Raw genomic sequence first — 21,418 nt, forward strand, 5'->3', positions numbered from 1 at the left:
CCGCCCTCCTCCCCGCCCCGCCGGTTCACTCGCCGGCGGGGCAGGCGCGCGTGGCGGCGGGGAGGCGGCCGTCGATCAGGAACCCGTCCACGTAGCCGCGTACGCAGGCGGAGGAGGGGTAGCCGGTGTGCCCGTCGCCCTTGTGGTCGACGACGACCGCCGATCCGAGGCGCCGGGCGGTCTCCTCCGTCCACTCGTACGGGGTCGCCGGGTCGCCCCGGGTGCCGACGAGGAGCATGCGCGGGGCGCCGGGGTGGTCGATGCGGCGAATGAAGTCGGTGCCGGCGGGGCGTCCGTAGCAGGACAGCAGGGTCATCAGCTGGCGCGGGCCGAAGATCTCGGACACCTCGCGGAACCGTGGGCTCAGCTCGCCGATCTCCCTGGCGATCGTGACCGGGTCGGCCGAGGCGTCGCCCCGGTCGGGGTCGTCGGCGCAGTTCACGGCGGTGAGGGCGGCGGTGGCGTTGTCGGCGGGCACCTGGGAGGGGGTGCCGGAGGGGGCCGTGGCGGGGGGTGCGGCCAGCCGTTCGAGGCCGGCGGGGTCGCCGTGGTCCTCGGCCCGGGCGAGGGCCTCGGCCAGGTCGGGCCAGGAGGCCTTCGCGTAGAGGGCGGAGCCGATGGCGAGCACGGCGTCGTCGCCGGTGAAGGGGGTGCCGCCGGTCCCGGTCAGGGGGTGCGCGTCGAGGCGGGCGACGAGGGCGGCGGCCTTCTCCTTGGCGGTACGGGTGTTGGTGCCGTAGACGCAGTGGTCCTGGTGGGCGCACCAGGTCAGGAAGTTGTCGAGGGCGCGCTGCTGGCCGCGCGCGGAGGCGAGGGCCTGCTCGGTGAAGGGTTCGGTGAGGGTGTCGACCCCGTCGAGCACCATGCGGCCGGTGTTCTTTGGGTAGAGGGCGGCGTACACGGCGCCGAGCCGGGTGCCGTAGGAGAAGCCGAGGTAGTCGAGCTTCTCCTCGCCGAGGGCGCGGCGGATGTCGTCCAGGTCGTGGGCGACGTGGACGGTGCCGATGTAGGGGAGGACGCGCCCGGAGTGCCGCTCGCACCGGCGGACCTCGGCGCGCAGGGCCGCCAGCTGGGCGGCGGGGTCGCCGGCGTCGCCGGCGTCGGCGGTCTGCGCACCGCCGCAGGAGACGGGGTCGCTGAGGCCGACGCCGCGCGGGTCGAAGGCGACCAGGTCGTAGCGTTCGTTGAGCTTGGCGAAGAGGGCGGGGTCGGCGGCGAGGGAGGCGATCCCGGGGGCGCCGGGGCCGCCGTAGTTCAGCACGAGGGACCCGAGGCGGCGGTGGCCGGTGGCGGTCGCCGGGATCTTGGCGAGGGCCACGCGGGTGGTGCCCTTGGCGGGGTGGTCGTGGTCGAGGGGCACGTCGAGCACGGCACACCGCATGCCGTCCGGCACGGGCCCCCCGTGGCAGTCCCCCCACCGCACGCCCTCCCCGGACGCGGAAGCCTGCGCGGTGCCGCGGGCGGCGGCCGTGGGGGCCGTGGCGGCGGTGCCGGTGGGGGTGGCGGAGAGGGCGACGGCCACGGCTGCGGCGCAGGTGGCGGTACCTATGCGGGCGCGGGCAGGTGGCACGGCACGCTCCTCGGGTGACCCCCCGGAACCGGTCAGCCCACGATAAGCGGCCCACCCGGCCCCCGCCCGCCGGGCGGCGGGGTCAGGTGCCGCGGGGGGTGGCGTACAGGGCTTCGATGTCGGGGCCGTAGTCCCGGGCGACAGCGCCCCGCTTCAGCTTCATCGACGGGGTCAGATGCCCCCGCTCCTCCGTGAACTCCCCCGGCAGCACCGCGAAGCGCCGTATCGACTCGGCCCGCGACACCAACCGGTTCGCCTCGTCCACCGCCCGCTGGAGTTCCTCCCGCAGCTCCGGGTCCGTGACCAGTTCCCGCACCGGCACGTCCTGCTTCTTGTGCATCTGCCGCCAGTGCGCGAGCCCCTCCGGCTCCAGGGTGATCAGGGCCGCGACGTAGGGCCGGTTGTCGCCGATGACCATGCACTGACCGACCAGCGGGTGGGCCCGCAGCCAGTCCTCCAGCGGGGCGGGGGCGACGTTCTTGCCGCCGGAGGTGATGATCAGGTCCTTCTTGCGGCCGGTGATGGTGAGGTAGCCGTCGGCGTCGAGTTCGCCGATGTCGCCCGTGGCCAGCCACTCCCCCGCCGGCTGCGCGGAGACGTTCCAGTACCCGGCGAACACGTGCCCGCCCCGCAGCAGCACCTCCCCGTCGTCGGCGATGCGCACCGCCGTGCCGGGCAGCGGCCAGCCGACCGTGCCCAGCCGGGGCCGCAGCGGCGGGGTGACGGTCGCGGCGGCCGTCGTCTCGGTGAGCCCGTACCCCTCGAAGACCTCGATGCCCGCGCCCGTGTAGAAGGCGGCGAGCCGGCGCCCGAGGGGGGAGCCGCCGCTGAGGACGTAGCGGACGCGGCCGCCGAGCGCGGCCCGGATGCGCCGGTAGACCAGCGGGTCGTACAGGGCCCGGGCGGCCCGCAGCGCCAGCCCCGGCGGCACTCCCTCGACCGCCGCCTCCCCCAGGCGCTGGGCGACGCCGGCGGCGCGGTCGAAGGAGGCGGCGCGGCCCATGCGTTCGGCGGTGGCACGGGCGGTGTTGTAAACCTTCTCCAGCACGTAGGGGATGGCGAGCAGGAAGGTCGGGCGGAAGCCGGCCAGGTCGGCGAGGAGCTCCTCGGTCCCGATGCTGGGGGCGTGGCCGAGCTTGACGCGGGCGCGCATGCAGCCGACGGCGACCATCCGGCCGAAGACGTGCGACAGCGGCAGGAAGAGCAGGGTGGAGGCGGGTTCCTTGCTGACGGAGTCGAAGACGGGGTGCAGCAGGGCCACCGCGTTGTCGACCTCGGCGAAGAAGTTGCCGTGGGTGAGCGTGCAGCCCTTGGGCTGTCCGGTGGTGCCGGAGGTGTAGACGAGGGTGGCGTAGGAGTCGGGGCCGCGCACGGCCCGGCGCGCCTGCACGACCGCGTCGGGGAGGTGTTCCCCGGCCTTGACGAGGCGGGCGACGGCGCCCGTGTCGAGCTCCCACAGGTGGGCGAGGCCGGGCAGGTGGGCGCGTTCGGCGCTGACGAGGCGGGCCTGGACGGTGTCCTCGACGGCGCAGGCGACGGCCCCGGAGTCGTGGATGATCCAGCGGGCCTGGAGGGCGGAGGAGGTGGGGTAGATGGGGACCGTGACCAGCCCCGCGGCCCATCCCGCGAAGTCCAGCAGGGTCCACTCGTAGGTGGTCCGGGCCATGATGGCGAGCCGGTCCCCCTCCGCGAGGCCCTCGGCGATCAGCCCCTTGGCGACGGCGAGCACCTCGGCGGCGAACTCGGCGGCGGTGACGTCGCGCCAGGTCCCGTCGCGCTCCTTGCGGGCGAGCACGGGCTCGTCGGGGGCCTCCAGGGCGTTGAGGAAGGGCAGGTCCCCGAGCGATCCGCCGGCCGGCGCCCCGGCGAGGGCGGGCACCGCCACCTCGCGCACCACTCCGGCGACGATCGTCTTGACGGGCTCGACCAGCTTCGGCTCGGCAGCGTCCACGGCTCGTTCTCCTCGGTCGATCGCAAGTTACCGCCGGTAATCTACGCACGCGCGCACTCCGCGAACACCCTGCGAACGAGCCCTCCTCCACAGCTCCACACCCCGCGAACGATCTCCACCCCTGGTCCGCACACCTCACGAACCGGTCCCGACGAGCCGGAACGGCTGCGTCGACGAGGTCGGAGGGGGGAGAATCCGGACGTCCGCCAGGGCACCGCCACCTTGAGGAGCAGCCGGTGTCGTCAGAGGAAATCCAGTTAACGCTCACCCCCGCCCAGGCCGCCGCCGGAGCGACGGTCGACCTCCCCCTCCCCTCCGGAAGCGTGCGGCTCCGGATACCGCCGGCCCGGGACGGCGACCTCGTCCGGGCCCGCGTGGGCGATCAGGAAGTGCTGCTGCGCATACGGGTGCGCGGCCCGGCCGCGACGCAGCCCCCGCCGACGCCCCCGCCGACGCCTCCGCCCGCCCCCGCCGGGAAGTCCGGCGCCCTCGGCTGCCTGCTGGCCCTCGGCGCCGTCGCCGCGCTGGTCATCGGCATCGTGGTGGCGAGCGGCAGCGACGACGACTCCCACCCGACCGCCTCCGCCTCCGTCACGCCTTCGTCGACATACAGCCCGTACACCCCGTACACCCCGTCCGCATCCACGCCGACACCCACGCCTGCCGACACCGGCACCGGCGACGACGCCCCGGCCACCGCCCCGTCGTTCTCGCTCCCGCTGCCCGGCCCGACCACCGAGGCCCCCCGCCCCTTCGACGAAGGGACCTGCCTCAACGGCCAGTTGCCGGACTCCACGACCGCGACGCGCGTCACCGGCGTCCGCGAGGTGTCCTGCGGGGCCGACGACGCGCACTACCGGGTGATCCAACGCTTCCCCGGGACCTCGGACATGAGCCGCTGCGACCAGAACCCCGACACGCAGTACGGGTTCTCGTACCGCTACACCCTCGGCAGCAGCGTCATCAACGAGTACGTCTACTGCCTCGTCGGCCTGGGCTCCTACGCCCGGAGCTGACCCTCGCCGGCGGAGAGCACGTTGAGCAGGGCGGCGCCGCGAGCGGCGTCGTCCACGCTCACCGCGAAGTCGCGGCCCTTCGCCCGGACGACCAGGCACTCCCCGCCGCGCAGCATCACGGTCGTGCCCAGCCCATTGATCCGGTAGCCCCAGCCGCCCGCCCGGGCTGCCGTACGCACCTCCACACGGGCCGACTGGATGTCCTCGGCGGCCCAGCGCCGCACCGGGTACCCGAGCGGGCCGAAGGCCACCTCCAGCCCCCGCCCCGTCACCCGCACCCGGACGGAGGAGCAGCCCAGGACCGCCACGGCGGCGAACGCGAGGCTCACGGCGGTCGGCAAAAGGCCCGCGGCCAGGCCCGCCAGCCCGGCGGCCAGAGCGCCCAGCGCGGCCAGGGCGAGCAGGCCGGCCAGCAGTCGCAGCCAGGGGTTGGCGGCGCCCGACAGCCACACGAGCCGTTCCCCGTCCCGGACCTCCATCCGGGGCCCCTCGGCGGCCGGCGGCTCCGCGGCCCCGTCCCGCCCCAGCAGCCCCGCCCCGGCACCGGCCGACAGGGCCACCGCGACCATGACCGCCACGCCCCAGCCCGTCACCTCCCCGGCCTGCCGCCAGTCGGCGACGTCCAGGTTGGCCCGGACGATCGAGGCCTGCGCCCCCGCGAGCACCACCCCGCCGAAGGCCAGCGCCGACCAGCCCCAGGCGCGCCGGGGTCCGCGCCGGGCCCCGAACAGCACGGCGGCCACCACGACCGTCCACACCAGCGCCGGGAACACCACGGCCGCCCACAGCGGCGACGACCCGTCGGGCCCGGTCGAGTCCGCGGTCCAGTGGGTGGCCACCGGGTCCGGCAGCCGGCCGGCCGCCGCGAGCGGCAGCCCCACCAGCAGCGCCAGCACCCCGGCCCCCCAGCCGGCCGCTCCCCACACCCCGCGGTCCTTCACGTCATCCCCCTGATCATCTCGATGAGCTCGGCCCTGCCGTACCCCAGCCGCGCCCCCTGGGCGACCAGGGCCCGCACCCGCTCCAGCAGTTCCGAGCGTCCTTCGGCGCCACCGGCGACGGTCACGCCGCGGCCGCGCCGGAACTCCAGCAACCCCTCGTCGCGCAGGGCCCGCAGGGCGCGCAGCACGGTGTTGGCGTTGACCCCCAGCACCTGCCCGAGCTCACGCGCGGGCGGGATCCGGTCCCCGGGCGCGCACTCGCCGTCGGCGATGGCGCGCCGGATCGCACCGGCCACCTGCTCGTGCAGGGGGCGGGTGTCGGCGGCGTTCAGCCTCAGCAACATGGTGCCAATGAAGCTAGCACCATTCATTCGCGATGATGTGGGCATGACCCACCACCACCGCCGCCGTGACAGCATCGACCCGCCCCAGGACCGGGGCTGCCTGCGGTGGGTCCTGGGCGTCCCCCTGGCCGCGTTCGTCTACCTGCCGGCCGGCTACCTCTGCTCCGTCTCCCTGACCCTGCGTCCGGACGGCGGCCCGTACGACCCGGTCCGCGACGACGCCCTGTTCACGGCCGACGCCTGCGTCGCCCTGTGCTTCGCCGGGCTGCTGCTCACCGCCGTGCCCGTCTTCCACCGCACCCTGGGCCGCTGGTGGTACGCGGCGCCCTTCGCGCTGGCCTCGGTCGCCTTCCTGCGCGGCCAGACGCTCTGACGGTCCCGTCAGGAGCAGGTGACGGCCCGCTCCAGCAGGTCGCGCAGCAGCCGCTGCTCCTCCGGTGCGAGGCCCGCCACCGGCGAATCGACGTGCAGCAGGTCGAGCAGCCGCCCCCGCAGCACGTCACCCTCGCCCGTCAGGACGAGGAGCTTGGCCCGCCGGTCCGTGGGGTGGGGCCGGCGCTCGACCAGGCCCTGCTTCTCCAGCCGGTCCACGACGAACGTGGCGTTGGAGGGCTCGCAGTTCATCCGCTCGGCGAGCTCCCGCATGGTCATCGGCCCGGTCAGCTCCCGCAGCGCGGTCGCCTGCGCGGCGGTCAGCCCCAGGACGGCGGCCCGCTCGCGCACGTGCTCGGCGATCCGCTGGGCGAGCCCGTCGACCAGGCCGCACAACTGCCGTTCGGCGACGGCCTGCGACTGCGGCTCCGGGGACTCGGTCATGCCGCCCAGCCTAACAACCCCATCAAGACGAAACATTTACAGCTTGAATGATTCAAGCTTGATGCTTATCGTGATCATCGCCGCACCCCGAAGGCCTCACCAGGGAGAAGAAATGCCGGACCTGTCCACGCCCACCCGCCTGAACCGCCCCTCGGGCATCCGCTCCCTCCAGCTGGGCGACACGAAGGTGTCCTACGTCCCGGACGGCGCCGTACGCCTGCGCCCGCTGAACCTCCTCCCCGACACCACCGACGCGACCTGGGCCGCGCACCCGGAGTACCTGGACGGGGCGGGCCTCCTGGCCGGCAGCGTCGGCGCCCTCCTCGTCGAGCACGGAGACCGCGCCCTCCTCATCGACACCGGCATCGGCCCGCACACCTTCGAGAGCCCGGACGGCCCCCTGCACTCGGCCCACGGCGGCGCCCTCCCCGACAGCCTGGCCGCACTCGGCCGCCGGCCCGAGGACATCGAGGCGGTGGCCTTCACCCACCTCCACCCCGACCACCTCGGCTGGGCCTGCGAACCCCTCCTCGGCCACGCCGAGTTCCTCATCTCCGAGCCGGAGTGGGCGGACCGCGAGGTCCTGGAGCCCCGCGCGGCGCAGGCACTCGCGAAGAACGTCCGCACGATCTCCCACGACGAGGAGGTCTTCCCGGGCGTCCGCGTCCGCATCGCCCCCGGCCACACCGCCGGGCACGCCGAGTACGTCATCACCGGCGGCGGCCGGCGCCTGATCGCCTTCGGCGACGCGATGCACTCGCCGCTCCAGGCCTCCCACCCCTCCTGGTCCGCGGGCTTCGACCACGACCAGCCCGCCACCGCCGTCCACCGCCACCGCCTGACCGCGGAACTCGCGGAGCCGGACACGATCGGCTTCGGCGTCCACTTCGCCGACGTGGTCTTCGGCCACGTCCGCGAGGCCGCCGACGGCCCGTCCTGGCACCCGGTCGACGTCTAGGCGACGGCGTCCAGCTCCTCGGGCGGGCAGGCGCTGCACCGGCGCCCACCTCGACGGAGGGACCGGCGTCCGCCACGTTGACGTGGAGGACACCTGTTGGGACGGTCCCGGCGGGAATGCGGGACGCGGCGCGCGCGCCCTCGACCGGGATGCCAGTCCCGCCGGGGGCCGTCTCATGTCTGGAGTTGTCGCGGCGAACATGTGCCAGCCAACCACCCAGAAATCCAGCCGAGTTGGCATGATTCACCCATGTGAGTGAGCAGCCGCCGAGCGGGGGGTCAGGGGGGTTGGTTTACGTCGGGCGCCGCCGGATCCCGGCGCACCCGGATCCCGCCGACACCCCGTGTTGAACAATGGCCCCTGCCACAGCTGTCGTTGGACGACCGGGGGGAACGATGAGGGCGGGGGAACGCCTGGCCGGGCGGTACCGGCTGGACGCGCGGCTCGGGCAGGGCGGGATCGGCGAGGTCTGGCGGGGGTTCGACGCCGACCTGGGGCGGCCCGTGGCCGTGAAGGTGCTGCTGGAGTTCGACGCTTCGGACGAACTCCTGGGCCGGTTCCGGCGCGAGGCGGCCATCGGGGCGCGGCTCCAGCACCCCGGGATCACCGTCGTCCACGACATCGGGCAGCACGAGAACCGGCTGTTCATCGTCATGGAGCTGCTGGAGGGCGAGGACCTCGCCCACCGCCTGGCCCGCTCCCCCGGCACCGGGCTACCGGTACCCGAGGCCCTCGATCTGGCGCTCCAGGCCGCGGAGGCCCTGGCCGCCGCGCACGCGCAGAAGGTGGTGCACCGGGACCTCAAGCCCGCGAACCTCTTCCTCCTCACCACCGGCGGCCGCCTGAAGATCTGCGACTTCGGCATCGCCCGCACCGCCGACAGCACCGGCGGGCTCACCGTCACCGGCCGGGTGTTCGGCACGCCCGCCTACATGGCGCCCGAGCAGTGGCGCGGCGAGCACGTCGACGCGCGGTGCGACCTGTACGCCCTGGGGTGCGTGCTGTTCGCCCTGCTGACGGGGGCCCCGCCGTTCCCGCAGGCCGACCAGGTGTGGGTGCTGATGCGCCGCCACCTGGACGAGGCCCCGCCCGCGCTGGACTCCGTACGGCCGGACCTGCCGCCGGCCCTGGTGGAGCTGGTGGCCGCCCTCCTGTCCAAGGACCCCGCCGAACGCCCCGACGCCCAGAACACCACGACCCGGCTCCGCACCCTGCTCGCAGCGGCGGCGGCCCCGGCCCAGGCCCCGGCGACAGCACCGGCGCCCCAGGCCCCCGCCCCGGAACCGGCCGCTGCCCCGGCGGCGGACCGGATGGCGGCCCGGGCCCGGGCTCTGGCGGCCGCCCCGGAACCGACCCCCACCGCCACACAGGAGACGGGAACGGTCCCCGCCGCCGTGCCCGTCCGACCGGGCGGCCTCGACGCCCACGTCCCCGCCGCCTACCGCGCGACCCCGCCCCCACCCCCGCCGACCGTCCCCGCGACCGACCCCCGCCCGGGTACCAGCCGCCGGAGGCTGCTCCTCGGGGGCGTCGGCCTCGTGGCCGGGGCCTGGGGAGGGGTGTCCCTCGTCCGGCGGTTCACCGAAGCGGACGACTCCGCGCCCGGTCTGGAACTGCTTTCCGTCCTCTCCCAGCCCAGCAGCTCAGTGGAATCCGTGGCGTTCAGCCACGACGGTTCCACCCTGGCCGCCGCCGGACGCGGCAACGCGGTCTGGCTGTGGAGCGTGTCCACCAAGGCCCTCGCCGGGACCCTCAAGCACGACACCCCCATCCGTTCCCTGGCCTTCTCCCCGGACGGCAAGACCATCGCCACCGGGGGCGAGGACCGCGTGGTCCAGCTGTGGGACGTCGCCAAGGGAACCCGCACCGGCCTCACGGACCACACCGGCCGCGTACGGTCGGTGGCGTTCAGCCCCGACGCGAAGTGGCTCGCCAGCGCGGGCGACGACAGCGGGATCCGCCTCTGGGACCTCGGCACCGGACGCCCCGCGGCCACGCTGACCGGGCACGCCGGCGGCGTCACCTCACTCGCCTTCAGCCCCGACGGCGCCGCGCTCGCCTCCGGCGGCAGCGACCGCAGCCTGCGGCTGTGGAACGTCGCCGGCCCGACCACCGCCCCCGGCCGCTCCTTCACCAACCAGCAGAACGAGGTGACCTCGGTGGCGTTCAGCCCCGACGGCCACACCGTCGCCGGCTCCATCGCCGGGGCCTACGGCAGCGTCGGCACGTCCAACGGCATCTACCCCGGTGCGGGCCCGGACCCGGCCTCCGCGGAACCGACCGCCGGCATCTGGGGTGCCATCGACGTCTGGGACGCCGCGCAGGGGACCCGGACGGCCCTCCACGCCAACAAGACCGCCACCGTCAGCTCCCTCACCTTCCGCCCCGACGGCAAGACCATCGCCTGCGGCGGCTGGGACAACGCCGTACACCTGTGGGACGTCGGCACGGAGCGTACCTCCCGCACCAAGGGACACACCGCGCCCGTGTGGTCAGTAGCGTTCAGCCCCGACGGCAAGCTGCTCGCCAGCGCGAGCGGCGACGGCACGGTCCGCCTCTGGAAGGTCTCCTGAGCGGCCGTGAGCGGCCGGTCCGGCCGGTCCGGCCGGCGGGCCTCCGGGTGCGATCGCGCGGGAGGGTCGCCAGACTGACGGGGAGATGATCCGATCCCCCCGGCCCGGCCGGCTGCGCGCCGCGCTGCCGCCGGTCGTCGCCTGGCTGGTGTCCCAGCTGGTCACCTGGGCGGTGGCGCGCGCCTCCGTCGCCGGTGACGGCTCCCCGGTGGCCTACTGGTCCACGGCCGCCCGCCGCCGCTGGGACTCCGAGCACTACCTCTCCATCGCGCGCGGCGGCTACGAGATGTTCCGCTGCCGGGACCGCTACGCGAACTTCCCCGACGTCGTCTGCGGGAACGTGGCCTGGTTCCCCGGGTACCCCATGGCGGTGCGGGCGGTCTCCGCGACCGGGCTCTCCTACGAGCTCTCCGCCGTCGTCGTCACCGAGGCGGCGCTGCTGGGGATGTTCGCGGTGCTCTGGTGGCTGCTCGGCGCCGTCCTGACCCGGGCCACCGCCCTGACCCTCGCCGTCGCCGCCGTCTTCCCGGGCGGCGTCTACTTCCACGCGGTGTTCCCGATCGCCCTCGCGACGCTGGCCCTGCTCGTCTGCGTCGCCGGGGTCGGGCGCGGGTCCTGGTGGGCCGCCGCGGCGGGCGGCTTCGTCGCGGTCGCGTGCCACCCGGTCGGGGCCGTCGCCGTCGTGCTGCTGCTGTCGAGCGCCCTGTTCGCCTGGCGCGGGGACCCGTGGCCGCGCCGGTGGGCCAAGGCCGGGCTGTCGGCGGCGGCCGCCGGGTGCGGGGTGCTGTGGGCCAAGTGGCTGATGTGGCAGGCGACGGGCCGCTGGGACGCGTACGAGACCATCCAGCGGAGCAGCTACGGGCAGGGCGACCTGCACGAGCCCTTCGCCGAGATGGCCCGGGCCTACCGGGTGCCGTTCCGCGACTGGTACACGCCCGAGGGGGACCTGCCCTGGCTGGTGGGGCACGCCCTCGCCGCGCACCGTCCACAGCTGTGGGTGAACACCGCCTTCGTGCTGCTGGTGCTGGCGACGGCCGTCGTCCTGCTGGTCCGCGAGCGGCGGCTGTCCGTCGCGGAGTGGGCCGCGCTGGTGCTGACGGTGGCGGTGTTCCTGGTGCCGTTCGTCGCCGGGGCTCAGATGTCCTGGTACCGCAACCACGCGCAGATGTTCGTCGGGCTGGTCCTCGTCCGCCGCATGTCCCCGTGGGTGCAGGTCCCGCTGCTGGCGGCCTGCGCGGTCCAGTACGCCCTCCTGGGCGCGATGTTCTTCGCCGGGGTGCTCGTCTGAGGCCCGGGGGGCTACGGCCCCTCCTCCCCCGTGTCGCGGGCCACGACGTACGTCGGCCGGGCCTGGACGGCGGTGTGGATGCGGGCCACGTACTCGCCGAGCATGCCCAGGCAGAACAGCTGGACGGCGCCGAAGAACAGCATGGTGATGATCAGCGAGCTCCAGCCGGGCAGCGGGCTGCCCGTGGCGAAGACGACGAGGGCCCACACGAGGAACCCGAGGCAGACCAGGGAGCTGAGCGCGCCGATCGCGGTGGCCAGCCGCAGCGGGACGGCGGAGAAGCTGGTGACGCTGTCGAAGGCCAGCAGGACCATCTTGTGCAGGGGGTACTTGGAGGTGCCCGCCGCCCGCTCCGCGCGCCGGTAGGCGATCTGCCCGCTGGGGAAGCCCAGCCAGGGGATGAGCAGGCGGTAGATCTGCTGCTGGTCGGGGAGGGCCTTGAGGGTGTCCACGACGGCCCGGGACAGCAGCCGGAAGTCCCCCGCCTGGGCGGGCACGAAGGTGCCGGCGAGGCGGCGCATGAGCCGGTAGTAGACGCCGGCCGTGCGGCGTTTGAAGCCGCTGTCGGTGGAGCGGTCGGCGCGGACGCCGTAGACGATGTCCAGGCGCTCGGCCCGGGCGAGGGCGAGCATGTCGGGGATGACCTCCGGCGGGTCCTGGAGGTCCGCGTCGATGCTGACGACGTACGCGCCGCGGGCGCGGCGCAGTCCGGCGGTGAGGGCGGCCTGGTGGCCGCAGTTGCGCCGCAGGGTGACCACGCGCAGCTGGGGCCAGGCGGCGCGCAGCTCCTCCAGCAGGCGGGGGGTGCGGTCGGTGGATCCGTCGTCGACGGCGAGGACCTCGTACGCCTCGCCGCAGCCGTCCAGGACCGGCCGGAGCCGTGCCGCCAGGGCGGGCAGCACTTCCTCCTCGTTGAAGACGGGGACCGCGACCGACAGGGCGGGCGCGTCCCCGCGCTGGTCGTCCACAGCCCTCATCATGCGCGAAGCCCCCCGGACCGGCATGCGGAGGAGCACGACGCGGCCCCCGCCCGGACGGGGGCGGGGGCCGCGGGTACGCGCCGTGCGGGCGGGGTCGCGTCAGGCGGCGACGGCGACCGGGGCCGGCTGGGCGGGCGCGGAGGGCTCGTCCAGCGGGGAGGACGAGGCGGCGGCGTAGGCCTCCTTGTCGAGGATCCCCTCACGGGCCGAGACGAGGACCGGGACGAGGGCCTGGCCGGCCACGTTGGTGGCGGTGCGCATCATGTCGAGGATCGGGTCGATGGCCATCAGCAGGCCGACGCCGGCGAGCGGCAGGCCGAGGGTGGAGAGGGTCAGGGTGAGCATGACCGTCGCGCCGGTCAGACCGGCGGTGGCGGCGGAGCCGACGACCGAGACGAACGCGATGAGCAGGTACTCCTTGATGCCCAGCTGCACGTCGAAGATGTTGGCGATGAAGATCGCGGCGAGGGCCGGGTAGATCGCGGCGCAGCCGTCCATCTTGGTGGTGGCGCCGAACGGGACGGCGAAGGAGGCGTACTCCTTCGGGACGCCGAGGCGCTCGGTGACCTTCTGGGTGACGGGCATGGTGCCGACCGAGGAGCGGGAGACGAAGGCCAGCTGGATGGCGGGCCAGGCGCCCTTGAAGAACTGGACCGGGTTGACCTTGGCGACGGTGCCCAGGAGCAGCGGGTAGACGCCGAACATGACGAGCGCGCAGCCGATGTAGATGTCGGCGGTGAAGGTGGCGTACTTGCCGATCAGGTCCCAGCCGTAGCTGGCGATGGCGGTGCCGATGAGGCCGACGGTGCCGAGGGGCGCGAGGCGGATGACCCACCACAGGGCCTTCTGGAGGAGTTCCAGGACGGACTCGGCGAGGTTCAGGACGGGCTGGGCCTTGGCGCCGAGCTGGAGGGCGGCGATGCCGGCGACGGCGGCGAGGAAGACGATCTGCAGGACGTTCAGCTCGGTGAACGGGGTGACGATGTCCTTCGGCACGATGCCGGTCAGGAAGTCTATCCAGGAGCCGTGCCGCTTGGGCTCCTTGCCGTCGGCCGGGGTGAGGCCGGTGCCGGCGCCCGGGTCGGTCAGCAGGCCGATGGCGAGGCCGATGCCCACCGCGATCAGCGAGGTGATCATGAACCAGAGCAGGGTGCGGGTGGCGAGGCGGGCGGCGTTGTTCACCTTCCGCAGGTTGGTGATGGACACCAGGATCGCGAAGAAGACGAGCGGGGCGACGGCCAGCTTGAGCAGCTGGATGAAGATGTCGCCGACCTGTTCGAGGGTGGTCTTGAGCCAGCTGACGTCCTGGCTGCGGGCTATCCAGCCGAAGAGGACGCCGAGCGCGAGACCGGCGACGATCTGGGCCCAGAAGGGGAACTTGAACGAGGCCTTGGCGGGAGCCTGGGCCTGGGGGGACGCGGACACGGCAATCTCCGGGGGACGCACGGACGTACGGCGGAAGGTTTCTGCGGGGGATGCGGTACGGCGGCAGCCGGAAAGGGGCCGGGCCGGCCGGCGACCGCTGCTGCGGGCGCTTCAGCGGCAACAGCAACAGGCCGCGGACACGCGGCGGCAGAGGTCGACGTGCAGGCGCGCCACGAGCACGGGGCTCGGGCCCATCGGGTGCGCTGCGGAGGTCAACATGTTGAACACGCTAACACTTCTGCTTTGAGAAACCCAAAGAGATGCTTTGACCATGGAGGGCGAAACACTCGAGCCGCCGCGCCGACGGCACCCCGGGAACGCCGAAGCCCCGGCAGACCGGGGGGTGTTCCCGGCGCCGGGGCTCGTGTGGAGCGTTCGTGTCAGCAGGTCACGCGCGGGCGGCGTCGTCGGCCGCGTCCTCCTGGCTGCGGTTCGCGGCGAGCTTCTGCTTCGCATCCGCGACGCGTCCGGAGATCTGCTGGGACATCTCCTCGCGCTGCTTGCGCAGCAGGACGAAGGAGAGCGGGGCCGAGAGCACCAGCGCGAGCAGCACGATCCAGGCCGGGTTGGCGGAGCCCAGACCCTTGGGCACGACGCCGAAGTGGACCAGGAGGGCGACGAAGACCAGGCATCCGACGAAGATGCCCAGGCGCATCGCGGTGTAGCGGATCGTCGCACTCGGCTTGAGGGACACGATGACCCCTTCTTTCTCATCGGAAACGTCGGACACGTCGGCACGTACCCGTCCAGTGAAGCACGCCGGGCCCGGGCGCAGGGCTGTCGGGGTCCTCAGCGCAGGGGGAGCAGCATCGTGATGCCGTCGCGGTCGTCGCCGGGGGCCACGCGGATGGCGCCGGGGATGCGGCCGACCTCCTTGTAGCCGCAGGCCGCGTAGAAGTGCTCCAGGCCCATGCCGCCCCGGCACTCCAGGACGACGGCCTCGATGCCGTCCAGCGTGCGGGCCGCGTCGGCGAGGGCGGCCATCAGGGCGCGGCCGGCGCCGCGGCCCTGGAGGGAGGGGCGGACCATGACCGTGTACGCGTAGACCCAGTGCCCCATCAGGCGGTGCGGGTTGAAGGCGAGGAAGCCCGCGGCGGCCACGGTCCCGTCCTCGTCGCGCCCGACCAGCAGCCGGTGGCGGCCCTCGGCCATCGCGACGAGGTGCTTGACGAGGGCGGGCCGGATGTCGTCGAGGGTGACGGGCGGGACGAAGCCGACGGCGCCGCCGGCGTTGGAGACCTCGGTCCACAGCTCCGCGAGGCCGTCGCGGAGGGCGGGGTCGACGACGGGGTCAAAGGTGAAGGTAAGGGTCACAACTCAAAACTATCCATTACCCACCCCGCCCGGCAACGGGTTTCCGGCATGCGGCAGGCCCCGGTCCGGAGGGGACCGGGGCCTTCGCGGGGCCGGGCGCGGGGCGTCAGACGCGCATCGCCTGCGGGGTCTCGCGCAGCGAGGCGTCCGGGCCGGGGTACTCGCGGATGATCTCGTAGCGCGTGTTGCGCTCTACGGGGCGGAAGCCCGCCTCGCGGATCAGTTCGAGGAGGTCGTCGCGGGTCAGCTTGTTCGGGGTGCCGTAGTTGTCCGCGTCGTGCGTGATCTTGTACTCGACCACCGAGCCGTCCATGTCGTCCGCGCCGTGCTGGAGCGCGAGCTGGGCGGTCTGCACGCCGTGCATCACCCAGAAGACCTTGACGTGCGGCACGTTGTCGAAGAGGAGGCGGGAGACCGCGAAGGTCTTGAGCGCCTCGGCGCCCGTCGCCATCGTCGTGCGCGCCTGGAGCTTGTTGCGGACCTTGCCGTCCTTCATGTCCACGAAGTCGTGCTGGTAGCGCAGCGGGATGAAGACCTGGAAGCCTCCGGTCTCGTCCTGGAGCTCGCGCAGCCGCAGCACGTGGTCCACGCGGTGGCGCGGCTCCTCGATGTGCCCGTAGAGCATGGTGCTCGGGGTCTTGAGCCCCTTCTCGTGCGCCAGGCGGTGGATGCGCGACCAGTCCTCCCAGTGGGTGCGGTGGTCGACGATGTGCCGGCGGACCTCCCAGTCGAAGATCTCCGCACCGCCGCCGGTCAGGGACTCCAGCCCCGCCTCGATCAGCTCGTCGAGGATCTCGGAGGCCGACAGGCCCGAGATGGTCTCGAAGTGGTGGATCTCCGTCGCCGTGAACGCCTTCAGCGAGACGCTCGGCAGCGCCTCCTTGAGGGCGGAGAGCGAGCGCGGGTAGTAGCGCCACGGGAGGGAGGGGTGCAGGCCGTTGACGATGTGCAGCTCGGTGAGGTTCTCGTTCTCCATGGCCTTGGCCAGGCGGACGGCCTCCTCGATGCGCATCGTGTACGCGTCCTTCTCGCCCGGCTTGCGCTGGAACGAGCAGTACGCGCAGGAGGCGGTGCACACGTTCGTCATGTTGAGGTGGCGGTTGACGTTGAAGTGGACGACGTCGCCGTTCTTACGGGTGCGCACCTCGTGGGCGAGACCGCCCAGCCACGCCAGGTCGTCCGACTCGTAGAGGGCGATGCCGTCCTCCCGCGTCAGCCGCTCGCCGGAGCGGACCTTCTCCTCCAGCTCGCGCTTGAGCCCAGCGTCCATGCCGGTGTCTCCCTGTCTTTTCCCTGTCCCAGCCTGTGTGCAACCGCCACCCACCGTACTCTCAGGCGTCCTCGGGCAGCTCGCCGACCCGGTTCTCCCACTTGGTGGAGAGCACGATCGTGGTGCGGGTGCGCGAGACGCCCTTGGTGCCGGAGAGCTTGCGGATGATCTTCTCCAGGCCGTCCACGTCGCTGGCGCGGACCTTGAGCATGAAGGAGTCGTCGCCGGCGATGAACCAGCAGTCCTCGATCTCGGCGAGGTCGCGCAGTCGGCGGGCCACGTCCTCGTGGTCGGCGGCGTCGGAGAGGGAGATGCCGATCAGCGCGGTGACGCCGAGGCCGAGCTCGGCGGCGGCGACGGTCGCGCGGTAACCGGTGATGACGCCGGCCGTCTCCAGACGGTTGATCCGGTCGGTGACGCTGGGGCCGGAGAGGCCCACGAGACGGCCCAGCTCCGCGTACGAGGCGCGGCCGTTCTCCCGAAGCGCCTGGATGAGCTGCCTGTCCACCGTGTCCATTACGTGGAGCCTTCCATTATTCGGCGATCCTGCAAGTTTAGGTATAGAATCAAAGGCACGCAGGGTCAACACCCTGTGAATCTTTCAACAGATCAAAGACGATCTTCAGGAGTGGTTCACCGTGTACACGATCGAGATGGCCTACGCGCACATGCGACAGCTCCAGGAGCTGGCCAACCGATCCCGCACCGACCAGCCCGCCGCCGCCCACCGCAACGACAAGGCCCGCAGGCCGCTGCGCGCCAAGAAGCGCTAGTCACGGGAGCGGGCGCTGCCAAGCTCCCCCTCCCAACGGCGGTACAGACCGTGCGGGACACCCGCCGCGTCGAGCACCCGCCCGGCGACGAAGTCCACGAGGTCCTGGATGTGCGTCGCCCCCGCGTAGAACGCCGGAGAGGCGGGCAGCACGACCGCGCCCGCCTCGTCCAGCGCCACCAGATGCCTCAGCGTCTGTCCGTTCAGCGGGGTCTCCCGCACCGCGACCACCAGCCTGCGCCGCTCCTTCAGCGTCACGCTCGCGACCCGCTGGAGCAGGTCCTTCGACAGCCCGAGCGCCACGCCGGCCACACAGGCCGTGGACGCGGGCACGATCAGCATCCCCTTGACCGGGTACGAACCCGAGCTCGGCCCGGCCGCCAGGTCCCCGGCCGCCCAGTACCGCACGTCGTCCAGCCCGGACACCTCGAAGGTCCCCGGCTTCCCGTCGGCGCCCCGCGCCAGCCACTCGGCCAGGTCGTCCCGCCAGTGCGCGTCCCGGAAGGCGATCCCGGTCTCGTCCAGCAGAGTGAGCCGCGAGGCCCGGCTGACCACCAGGTCCACCGCCTCGCCCGCCGCGAGCAGCCCTCGGACCACCGAGGCCGCGTACGGCGTCCCGGACGCCCCGGAAACCCCCACCACCCAGGGGGTGCGCTTGCGCTCAGTCATACCTCCGAGACTATCCGGCCACGCCCGGAGCCCACTCGTTAAGGTGTGCCGGACGCACGACACGCCCCGGGGGACCCAGCACATGAGTACGAACACACCGGCCACGACGGTCCCCGACTGGAGCCGGAAGGAACGCGCCCTCGCCGCCGCGAAGCTGATGCTGTGCTGGGTGGCCCTCCTGTGGGCCCTGGAGGCCGTCGACTACGCGACGGGGCACGCGCTGGACCAGTACGGGATCGTCTCCCGCGACGTCGGCACGCTGTGGCACGTCGTCCCCGCGGCCTTCCTGCACTTCGGGTTCGGCCACGTCGCCTCCAACAGCGTCCCGCTGCTGGTGCTCGGCTTCATCACCGCGCTGTCCGGCGTCCGCCGCTTCCTCGCGGTGTCCGGTCTGATCCTGCTCGGCGACGGGATCGGGACCTGGCTGATCTCCCCGTCGAACGCCCTCACCCTGGGCGCCTCGGGCATCGTCTTCGGACTCTTCGGCTACCTGCTGATACGCGGCTTCGTCGAACGGAAGGTGCTGGGCGTCGCCGTGTCCCTGGGCGTGGCCGCCGTCTGGGGCACCACCATCCTCGTGGGCGTCCTCCCCACCAACACGGCGGTCAGCTGGCAGGCCCACCTCTGCGGCCTGGCCACGGGCATCGCCGCAGCCCTCTGGTTCAGCCCCCCGGCCCGCGCCGCCTAGAGCGTCAGGCCCCGCACCAGCAGGTCGGCCAGGGCGCACACGAACAGCGCGATCCCGATGAAGCCGTTGACCGTGAAGAACGCCCGGTTCAGGCGGGACAGGTCGTGCGGCTTGACGATCGTGTGCTCGTACAGGAACGCCGCCGCGACGATCAGCAGGCCCAGCCACAGGAACGCGCCGCCGTCGGTGAGGAGCGCGTACCAGGCCAGCAGGGCCGTGGTGACGGCGTGGCAGGCGCGGGCGCCCCACAGGGCGCCCGGGACGCCGAAGCGGGACGGGACCGACTTCACGCCCTCGGCGCGGTCGGACTCCACGTCCTGGCAGGCGTAGATCAGGTCGAAGCCGCCGATCCACACACCGATGGCCAGACCGAGGACGACGGCCTCCCAGGACCACTCCCCCGTCACCGCCAGCCAGGCGCCGACCGGGCCCATCGCCTGGGCCAGGCCCAGGATGGCCTGCGGGAAGTTCGTGAACCGCTTGCCGTACGGGTAGACCACCATCGGCACCACCGCCACGGGCGCCAGCGCCAGGCACAGCGGGTTGAGGAGGGCGGCCGCGCCGAGGAAGACGACGAGCGCTATCCCGGCGCCCGTCCACGCCGAGCGCACGGACACCGCGCCGGTGACCAGCTCGCGGCCGGCGGTGCGCGGGTTGCGGGCGTCGAGCTCGCGGTCGATGATCCGGTTCGCGGCCATCGCGAAGGTCCGCAGACCCACCATGCACACCGTGACCAGCAGCAGCTCCCGCCAGTGCATCCGCCCGTCCAGCCGGAACATGGCGGTGAGCGCGGCGATGTAGGCGAACGGCAGCGCGAAGACCGAGTGCTCGATCATCACCAGCCGCAGGAACGCCTTGACCCTGCCGGGTGCCTGCGGCGCGGGTCCGCGGCCGATGACGCCGTCAACGGTGCTCATGCCAGGCTCCTGCGGAAGTCTTCGAGGTCGGCGCGGAGCGCGTCGGCGTCCACTTCCGGGACCTCCAGGGTCAGCGGGGCGAGCTCCTCGCCCTCCGGCGGGGTGATCACGGAGACGAAGCGGCAGGCCTCACCGGCCGGGTAGGCCTGGATGCGGAGCACCTCGCCCGCCTCGACGGTGAACGGCCCGGACTCGAAGGACAGCTCGGCCAGCAGCCGGTCGGCGAAGTCCTCGGCCTCCGCGTCCCGCAGGCCCGGCAGCTCGAAGCCGCCGCCGTCCACCCCGTCCTGCTCCCACATCAGTGCCCAGACCGTGCCGGGGCCGGCGAACTCCTCGGGGCTCACGCCCGCCTGCTCCGCCGCCTCCCGGACCTCCGGGTCCGCCGGGTCCAGGCGCGGGCGCACGAGCGCCACGTAGGTCTCGTCGGTGCCGATGAAGAGGGCGGGGCCGCCCATCGCCGTGCTCACAGGCCGTACTCCTTCCAGCGGCGGTCCACCAGGGCCGCCGTCGCCGGGTCGGACTCGACCATGTCGGGCCAGCCGCCGTCGCGGGTGTAGCCCTCCTCCGGCAGCTTCTTGGTCGCGTCGATGCCCGCCTTGCCTCCCCAGAACTGCTGGTAGGAGGCGTGGTCCAGGTGGTCCACCGGCCCCTCGACCACGGTGAGGTCGCGGGAGTAGTCGGTGTTGCCGAGGGCCCGCCAGGACACCTCGTGCAGGTCGTGGACGTCGCAGTCCTTGTCCACCACGATGATCAGCTTGGTCAGCGACATCATGTGCGCGCCCCAGATGGCGTGCATCACCTTCTGGGCGTGCTTGGGGTACTTCTTGTCGATCGAGACGATCGCGCAGTTGTGGAAGCCGCCGGACTCGGGCAGGTGGTAGTCCACGATGTCCGGGACGATGATCTTCAGCAGCGGCAGGAAGAAGCGTTCCGTCGCACGCCCCAGCGGGCCGTCCTCCGTCGGCGGCCGGCCGACGACGATCGACTGGAGCAGCGGCCGCTTCCGCATCGTCACGCAGTCGATCTTCAGCGCGGGGAACGGCTCCTGCGGGGTGTAGAAGCCGGTGTGGTCGCCGAACGGCCCCTCCGGCAGCATCTCCCCCGGCTCCAGCCAGCCCTCGATCACGACCTCGGCGTTGGCCGGGACCTGGAGCGGGACCGTCTTGCAGTCGACCATCTCGATCCGCTTGCCCGCCACGAACCCGGCGAACAGGTACTCGTCGATGTCGCCCGGCAGCGGCGCGGTGGAGGCGTAGGTGACGGCCGGCGGGCAGCCGAAGGCGATCGCGACCGGCAGCCGCTCGCCGCGCGCGGCGGCGACGGCGTAGTGGTTGCGGCTGTCCTTGTGGATCTGCCAGTGCATGCCGATGGTGCGCTTGTCGTGCCGCTGGAGGCGGTAGAGGCCCAGGTTGCGGACCCCGGTCTCGGGGTGCTTGGTGTGGGTCAGGCCCAGGTTGAAGAAGGAGCCGCCGTCCTTGGGCCAGGTGAAGAGGGCCGGGAGGGCGTCCAGGTCCACGTCGTCACCGGTGAGGACGACCTCCTGGACGGGCGCGGACTCGCCCTTCACCTTCTTCGGCGGCACGTGCACCATCGAGCCGAGCTTGCCGAAGGCCTCGCGGACGCCGATGAAGCCCTGCGGCAGCTCGGGCTTGAGCAGGCCGCCGATCTTCTCGCTGATCTCGCCGTACGACTTGAGGCCGAGGGCCTTCAGGAGGCGGCGGTCGGTGCCGAAGACGTTCATGGCCAGCGGCATGGCCGAGCCCTTGACGTTCTCGAACAACAGCGCGGGGCCGCCCGCCTTGTTGACTCTGTCGACGATCTCCCCGACCTCCAGGTACGGGTCGACTTCGGCCTTGATGCGCTTGAGGTCGCCCTCCCGCTCCAGGGCCCGGAGCAGCGAGCGGAGATCGTCGTAAGCCATGGGCC

Annotated in this window: 22 protein-coding genes; 7 read left to right on the forward strand and 15 right to left on the reverse strand. The window is 73.0% G+C overall.

Features of this window, described 5'->3' with window-relative positions; genetic code table 11:
- Positions 1 to 25: 25 nt before the first annotated feature.
- On the reverse strand, positions 26 to 1,570 hold the full coding sequence (locus ACFY0O_RS21540) for an alpha/beta hydrolase (protein ID WP_388948716.1): 1,545 nt from the start codon (positions 1,568 to 1,570) through the stop codon (positions 26 to 28).
- 82 nt (positions 1,571 to 1,652) lie between these two features.
- On the reverse strand, positions 1,653 to 3,521 hold the full coding sequence (locus ACFY0O_RS21545) for an AMP-dependent synthetase/ligase (protein ID WP_388948719.1): 1,869 nt from the start codon (positions 3,519 to 3,521) through the stop codon (positions 1,653 to 1,655).
- Positions 3,522 to 3,757: 236 nt separating this feature from the next.
- On the opposite strand from ACFY0O_RS21545, the gene ACFY0O_RS21550 reads away from it, so the two are divergent.
- Positions 3,758 to 4,537 (forward strand): hypothetical protein, encoded by a 780-nt coding sequence (locus ACFY0O_RS21550; protein WP_388948722.1) that lies wholly within the window; start codon positions 3,758 to 3,760, stop codon positions 4,535 to 4,537.
- Here the strand turns inward: ACFY0O_RS21550 and ACFY0O_RS21555 are convergent.
- Together ACFY0O_RS21555 and ACFY0O_RS21560 are read right to left on the reverse strand one after the other, a co-directional pair.
- Positions 4,522 to 5,478, reverse strand: a complete 957-nt coding sequence (locus ACFY0O_RS21555; RefSeq protein ID WP_388948725.1) for a DUF1648 domain-containing protein — start codon at positions 5,476 to 5,478, stop codon at positions 4,522 to 4,524. The genes ACFY0O_RS21550 and ACFY0O_RS21555 overlap by 16 nt on opposite strands.
- A complete protein-coding gene (locus ACFY0O_RS21560; protein ID WP_388948728.1) occupies positions 5,475 to 5,822 on the reverse strand; it encodes a GntR family transcriptional regulator in 348 nt (115 codons plus the stop codon). The genes ACFY0O_RS21555 and ACFY0O_RS21560 overlap by 4 nt, the downstream gene beginning before the upstream one ends.
- Positions 5,823 to 5,865: 43 nt before the next feature.
- Between ACFY0O_RS21560 and ACFY0O_RS21565 the strand changes: the two genes are divergently transcribed.
- Positions 5,866 to 6,195: a hypothetical protein gene (locus ACFY0O_RS21565; protein WP_388948731.1), complete on the forward strand. Its 330-nt coding sequence runs from the start codon at positions 5,866 to 5,868 to the stop codon at positions 6,193 to 6,195.
- A gap of 8 nt (positions 6,196 to 6,203) precedes the next feature.
- Here ACFY0O_RS21565 and ACFY0O_RS21570 read toward each other — a convergent pair whose 3' ends face one another.
- A complete protein-coding gene (locus ACFY0O_RS21570) occupies positions 6,204 to 6,638 on the reverse strand; it encodes a MarR family winged helix-turn-helix transcriptional regulator (protein WP_388948734.1) in 435 nt (144 codons plus the stop codon).
- 112 nt (positions 6,639 to 6,750) lie between these two features.
- On the opposite strand from ACFY0O_RS21570, the gene ACFY0O_RS21575 reads away from it, so the two are divergent.
- The 3 genes from ACFY0O_RS21575 to ACFY0O_RS21585 all read left to right on the forward strand — a co-directional run bounded on the left by ACFY0O_RS21575 (position 6,751) and on the right by ACFY0O_RS21585 (position 11,457).
- On the forward strand, positions 6,751 to 7,596 hold the full coding sequence (locus tag ACFY0O_RS21575; protein WP_388948736.1) for an MBL fold metallo-hydrolase: 846 nt from the start codon (positions 6,751 to 6,753) through the stop codon (positions 7,594 to 7,596).
- Between the two features lie 395 nt (positions 7,597 to 7,991).
- Positions 7,992 to 10,169 carry a WD40 repeat domain-containing serine/threonine protein kinase gene (locus ACFY0O_RS21580; protein ID WP_388948738.1) on the forward strand — a complete coding sequence of 726 codons (2,178 nt, stop codon included), beginning with the start codon at positions 7,992 to 7,994 and terminating at the stop codon, positions 10,167 to 10,169.
- Positions 10,170 to 10,254: 85 nt separating this feature from the next.
- Positions 10,255 to 11,457, forward strand: coding sequence for a hypothetical protein (locus ACFY0O_RS21585; RefSeq protein ID WP_388948741.1), 1,203 nt, complete (start codon positions 10,255 to 10,257; stop codon positions 11,455 to 11,457).
- A gap of 11 nt (positions 11,458 to 11,468) precedes the next feature.
- Here the strand turns inward: ACFY0O_RS21585 and ACFY0O_RS21590 are convergent, their stop codons facing one another.
- From ACFY0O_RS21590 to ACFY0O_RS21615, 6 genes are all read right to left on the reverse strand, one after another.
- Positions 11,469 to 12,434 carry a glycosyltransferase family 2 protein gene (locus tag ACFY0O_RS21590; RefSeq protein ID WP_388948898.1) on the reverse strand — a complete coding sequence of 322 codons (966 nt, stop codon included), beginning with the start codon at positions 12,432 to 12,434 and terminating at the stop codon, positions 11,469 to 11,471.
- A gap of 102 nt (positions 12,435 to 12,536) precedes the next feature.
- Complete coding sequence (locus tag ACFY0O_RS21595; protein ID WP_388948744.1) at positions 12,537 to 13,862, reverse strand: dicarboxylate/amino acid:cation symporter; 1,326 nt, start codon at positions 13,860 to 13,862, stop codon at positions 12,537 to 12,539.
- Between the two features lie 388 nt (positions 13,863 to 14,250).
- Complete coding sequence (locus ACFY0O_RS21600; RefSeq protein ID WP_388948900.1) at positions 14,251 to 14,559, reverse strand: DUF4229 domain-containing protein; 309 nt, start codon at positions 14,557 to 14,559, stop codon at positions 14,251 to 14,253.
- A 92-nt stretch (positions 14,560 to 14,651) separates the two neighbouring features.
- Positions 14,652 to 15,176, reverse strand: a complete 525-nt coding sequence (locus ACFY0O_RS21605; RefSeq protein WP_388948747.1) for a GNAT family N-acetyltransferase — start codon at positions 15,174 to 15,176, stop codon at positions 14,652 to 14,654.
- Between the two features lie 106 nt (positions 15,177 to 15,282).
- Positions 15,283 to 16,446, reverse strand: a complete 1,164-nt coding sequence (gene mqnE / locus ACFY0O_RS21610; protein ID WP_358895619.1) for an aminofutalosine synthase MqnE — start codon at positions 16,444 to 16,446, stop codon at positions 15,283 to 15,285.
- A gap of 61 nt (positions 16,447 to 16,507) precedes the next feature.
- A complete protein-coding gene (locus ACFY0O_RS21615) occupies positions 16,508 to 16,963 on the reverse strand; it encodes an Lrp/AsnC family transcriptional regulator (protein ID WP_042811055.1) in 456 nt (151 codons plus the stop codon).
- A gap of 121 nt (positions 16,964 to 17,084) precedes the next feature.
- Between ACFY0O_RS21615 and ACFY0O_RS21620 the strand changes: the two genes are divergently transcribed.
- A complete protein-coding gene (locus ACFY0O_RS21620) occupies positions 17,085 to 17,219 on the forward strand; it encodes a hypothetical protein (protein WP_351882586.1) in 135 nt (44 codons plus the stop codon).
- Here ACFY0O_RS21620 and ACFY0O_RS21625 read toward each other — a convergent pair.
- A complete protein-coding gene (locus ACFY0O_RS21625; protein WP_362145683.1) occupies positions 17,216 to 17,887 on the reverse strand; it encodes a UbiX family flavin prenyltransferase in 672 nt (223 codons plus the stop codon). The genes ACFY0O_RS21620 and ACFY0O_RS21625 overlap by 4 nt on opposite strands.
- 82 nt (positions 17,888 to 17,969) lie before the next feature.
- Between ACFY0O_RS21625 and ACFY0O_RS21630 the strand changes: the two genes are divergently transcribed.
- Positions 17,970 to 18,575 carry a rhomboid family intramembrane serine protease gene (locus ACFY0O_RS21630; protein ID WP_388948751.1) on the forward strand — a complete coding sequence of 202 codons (606 nt, stop codon included), beginning with the start codon at positions 17,970 to 17,972 and terminating at the stop codon, positions 18,573 to 18,575.
- On the opposite strand, the gene mqnP is transcribed toward ACFY0O_RS21630, so the two are convergent.
- The 3 genes from mqnP to ACFY0O_RS21645 are packed head-to-tail and all read right to left on the reverse strand — an operon-like array spanning position 18,572 to position 21,413.
- Positions 18,572 to 19,492 carry a menaquinone biosynthesis prenyltransferase MqnP gene (mqnP, locus tag ACFY0O_RS21635; RefSeq protein WP_388948753.1) on the reverse strand — a complete coding sequence of 307 codons (921 nt, stop codon included), beginning with the start codon at positions 19,490 to 19,492 and terminating at the stop codon, positions 18,572 to 18,574. The genes ACFY0O_RS21630 and mqnP overlap by 4 nt on opposite strands.
- Positions 19,489 to 19,959: a hypothetical protein gene (locus ACFY0O_RS21640; protein WP_358895614.1), complete on the reverse strand. Its 471-nt coding sequence runs from the start codon at positions 19,957 to 19,959 to the stop codon at positions 19,489 to 19,491. The genes mqnP and ACFY0O_RS21640 overlap by 4 nt, the downstream gene beginning before the upstream one ends.
- Entirely contained in the window at positions 19,956 to 21,413 is a 1,458-nt protein-coding gene (locus ACFY0O_RS21645; RefSeq protein ID WP_079427842.1) for a menaquinone biosynthesis decarboxylase, read from the reverse strand. The genes ACFY0O_RS21640 and ACFY0O_RS21645 overlap by 4 nt, the downstream gene beginning before the upstream one ends.
- Between the last annotated feature and the right edge of the window lie 5 nt (positions 21,414 to 21,418).

The sequence above is a fragment of the Streptomyces sp. NPDC001594 genome, from assembly GCF_042893675.1.
GTDB lineage: Bacteria > Actinomycetota > Actinomycetes > Streptomycetales > Streptomycetaceae > Streptomyces.

What these genes read in the sequence shown, in the direction of transcription:
- ACFY0O_RS21625 (WP_362145683.1), bottom strand. Translation starts at nt 17,887, where the DNA reads ATGACTGAGCGCAAGCGCACCCCCTGGGTGGTGGGGGTTTCCGGGGCG.
- ACFY0O_RS21560 (WP_388948728.1), bottom strand. Translation starts at nt 5,822, where the DNA reads ATGTTGCTGAGGCTGAACGCCGCCGACACCCGCCCCCTGCACGAGCAG.
- ACFY0O_RS21580 (WP_388948738.1), top strand. Translation starts at nt 7,992, where the DNA reads ATGAGGGCGGGGGAACGCCTGGCCGGGCGGTACCGGCTGGACGCGCGG.
- ACFY0O_RS21630 (WP_388948751.1), top strand. Translation starts at nt 17,970, where the DNA reads ATGAGTACGAACACACCGGCCACGACGGTCCCCGACTGGAGCCGGAAG.
- ACFY0O_RS21565 (WP_388948731.1), top strand. Translation starts at nt 5,866, where the DNA reads ATGACCCACCACCACCGCCGCCGTGACAGCATCGACCCGCCCCAGGAC.
- mqnP (WP_388948753.1), bottom strand. Translation starts at nt 19,492, where the DNA reads ATGAGCACCGTTGACGGCGTCATCGGCCGCGGACCCGCGCCGCAGGCA.
- ACFY0O_RS21590 (WP_388948898.1), bottom strand. Translation starts at nt 12,434, where the DNA reads ATGAGGGCTGTGGACGACCAGCGCGGGGACGCGCCCGCCCTGTCGGTC.
- ACFY0O_RS21615 (WP_042811055.1), bottom strand. Translation starts at nt 16,963, where the DNA reads ATGGACACGGTGGACAGGCAGCTCATCCAGGCGCTTCGGGAGAACGGC.
- ACFY0O_RS21570 (WP_388948734.1), bottom strand. Translation starts at nt 6,638, where the DNA reads ATGACCGAGTCCCCGGAGCCGCAGTCGCAGGCCGTCGCCGAACGGCAG.
- ACFY0O_RS21645 (WP_079427842.1), bottom strand. Translation starts at nt 21,413, where the DNA reads ATGGCTTACGACGATCTCCGCTCGCTGCTCCGGGCCCTGGAGCGGGAG.
- ACFY0O_RS21575 (WP_388948736.1), top strand. Translation starts at nt 6,751, where the DNA reads ATGCCGGACCTGTCCACGCCCACCCGCCTGAACCGCCCCTCGGGCATC.
- ACFY0O_RS21585 (WP_388948741.1), top strand. Translation starts at nt 10,255, where the DNA reads ATGATCCGATCCCCCCGGCCCGGCCGGCTGCGCGCCGCGCTGCCGCCG.
- mqnE (WP_358895619.1), bottom strand. Translation starts at nt 16,446, where the DNA reads ATGGACGCTGGGCTCAAGCGCGAGCTGGAGGAGAAGGTCCGCTCCGGC.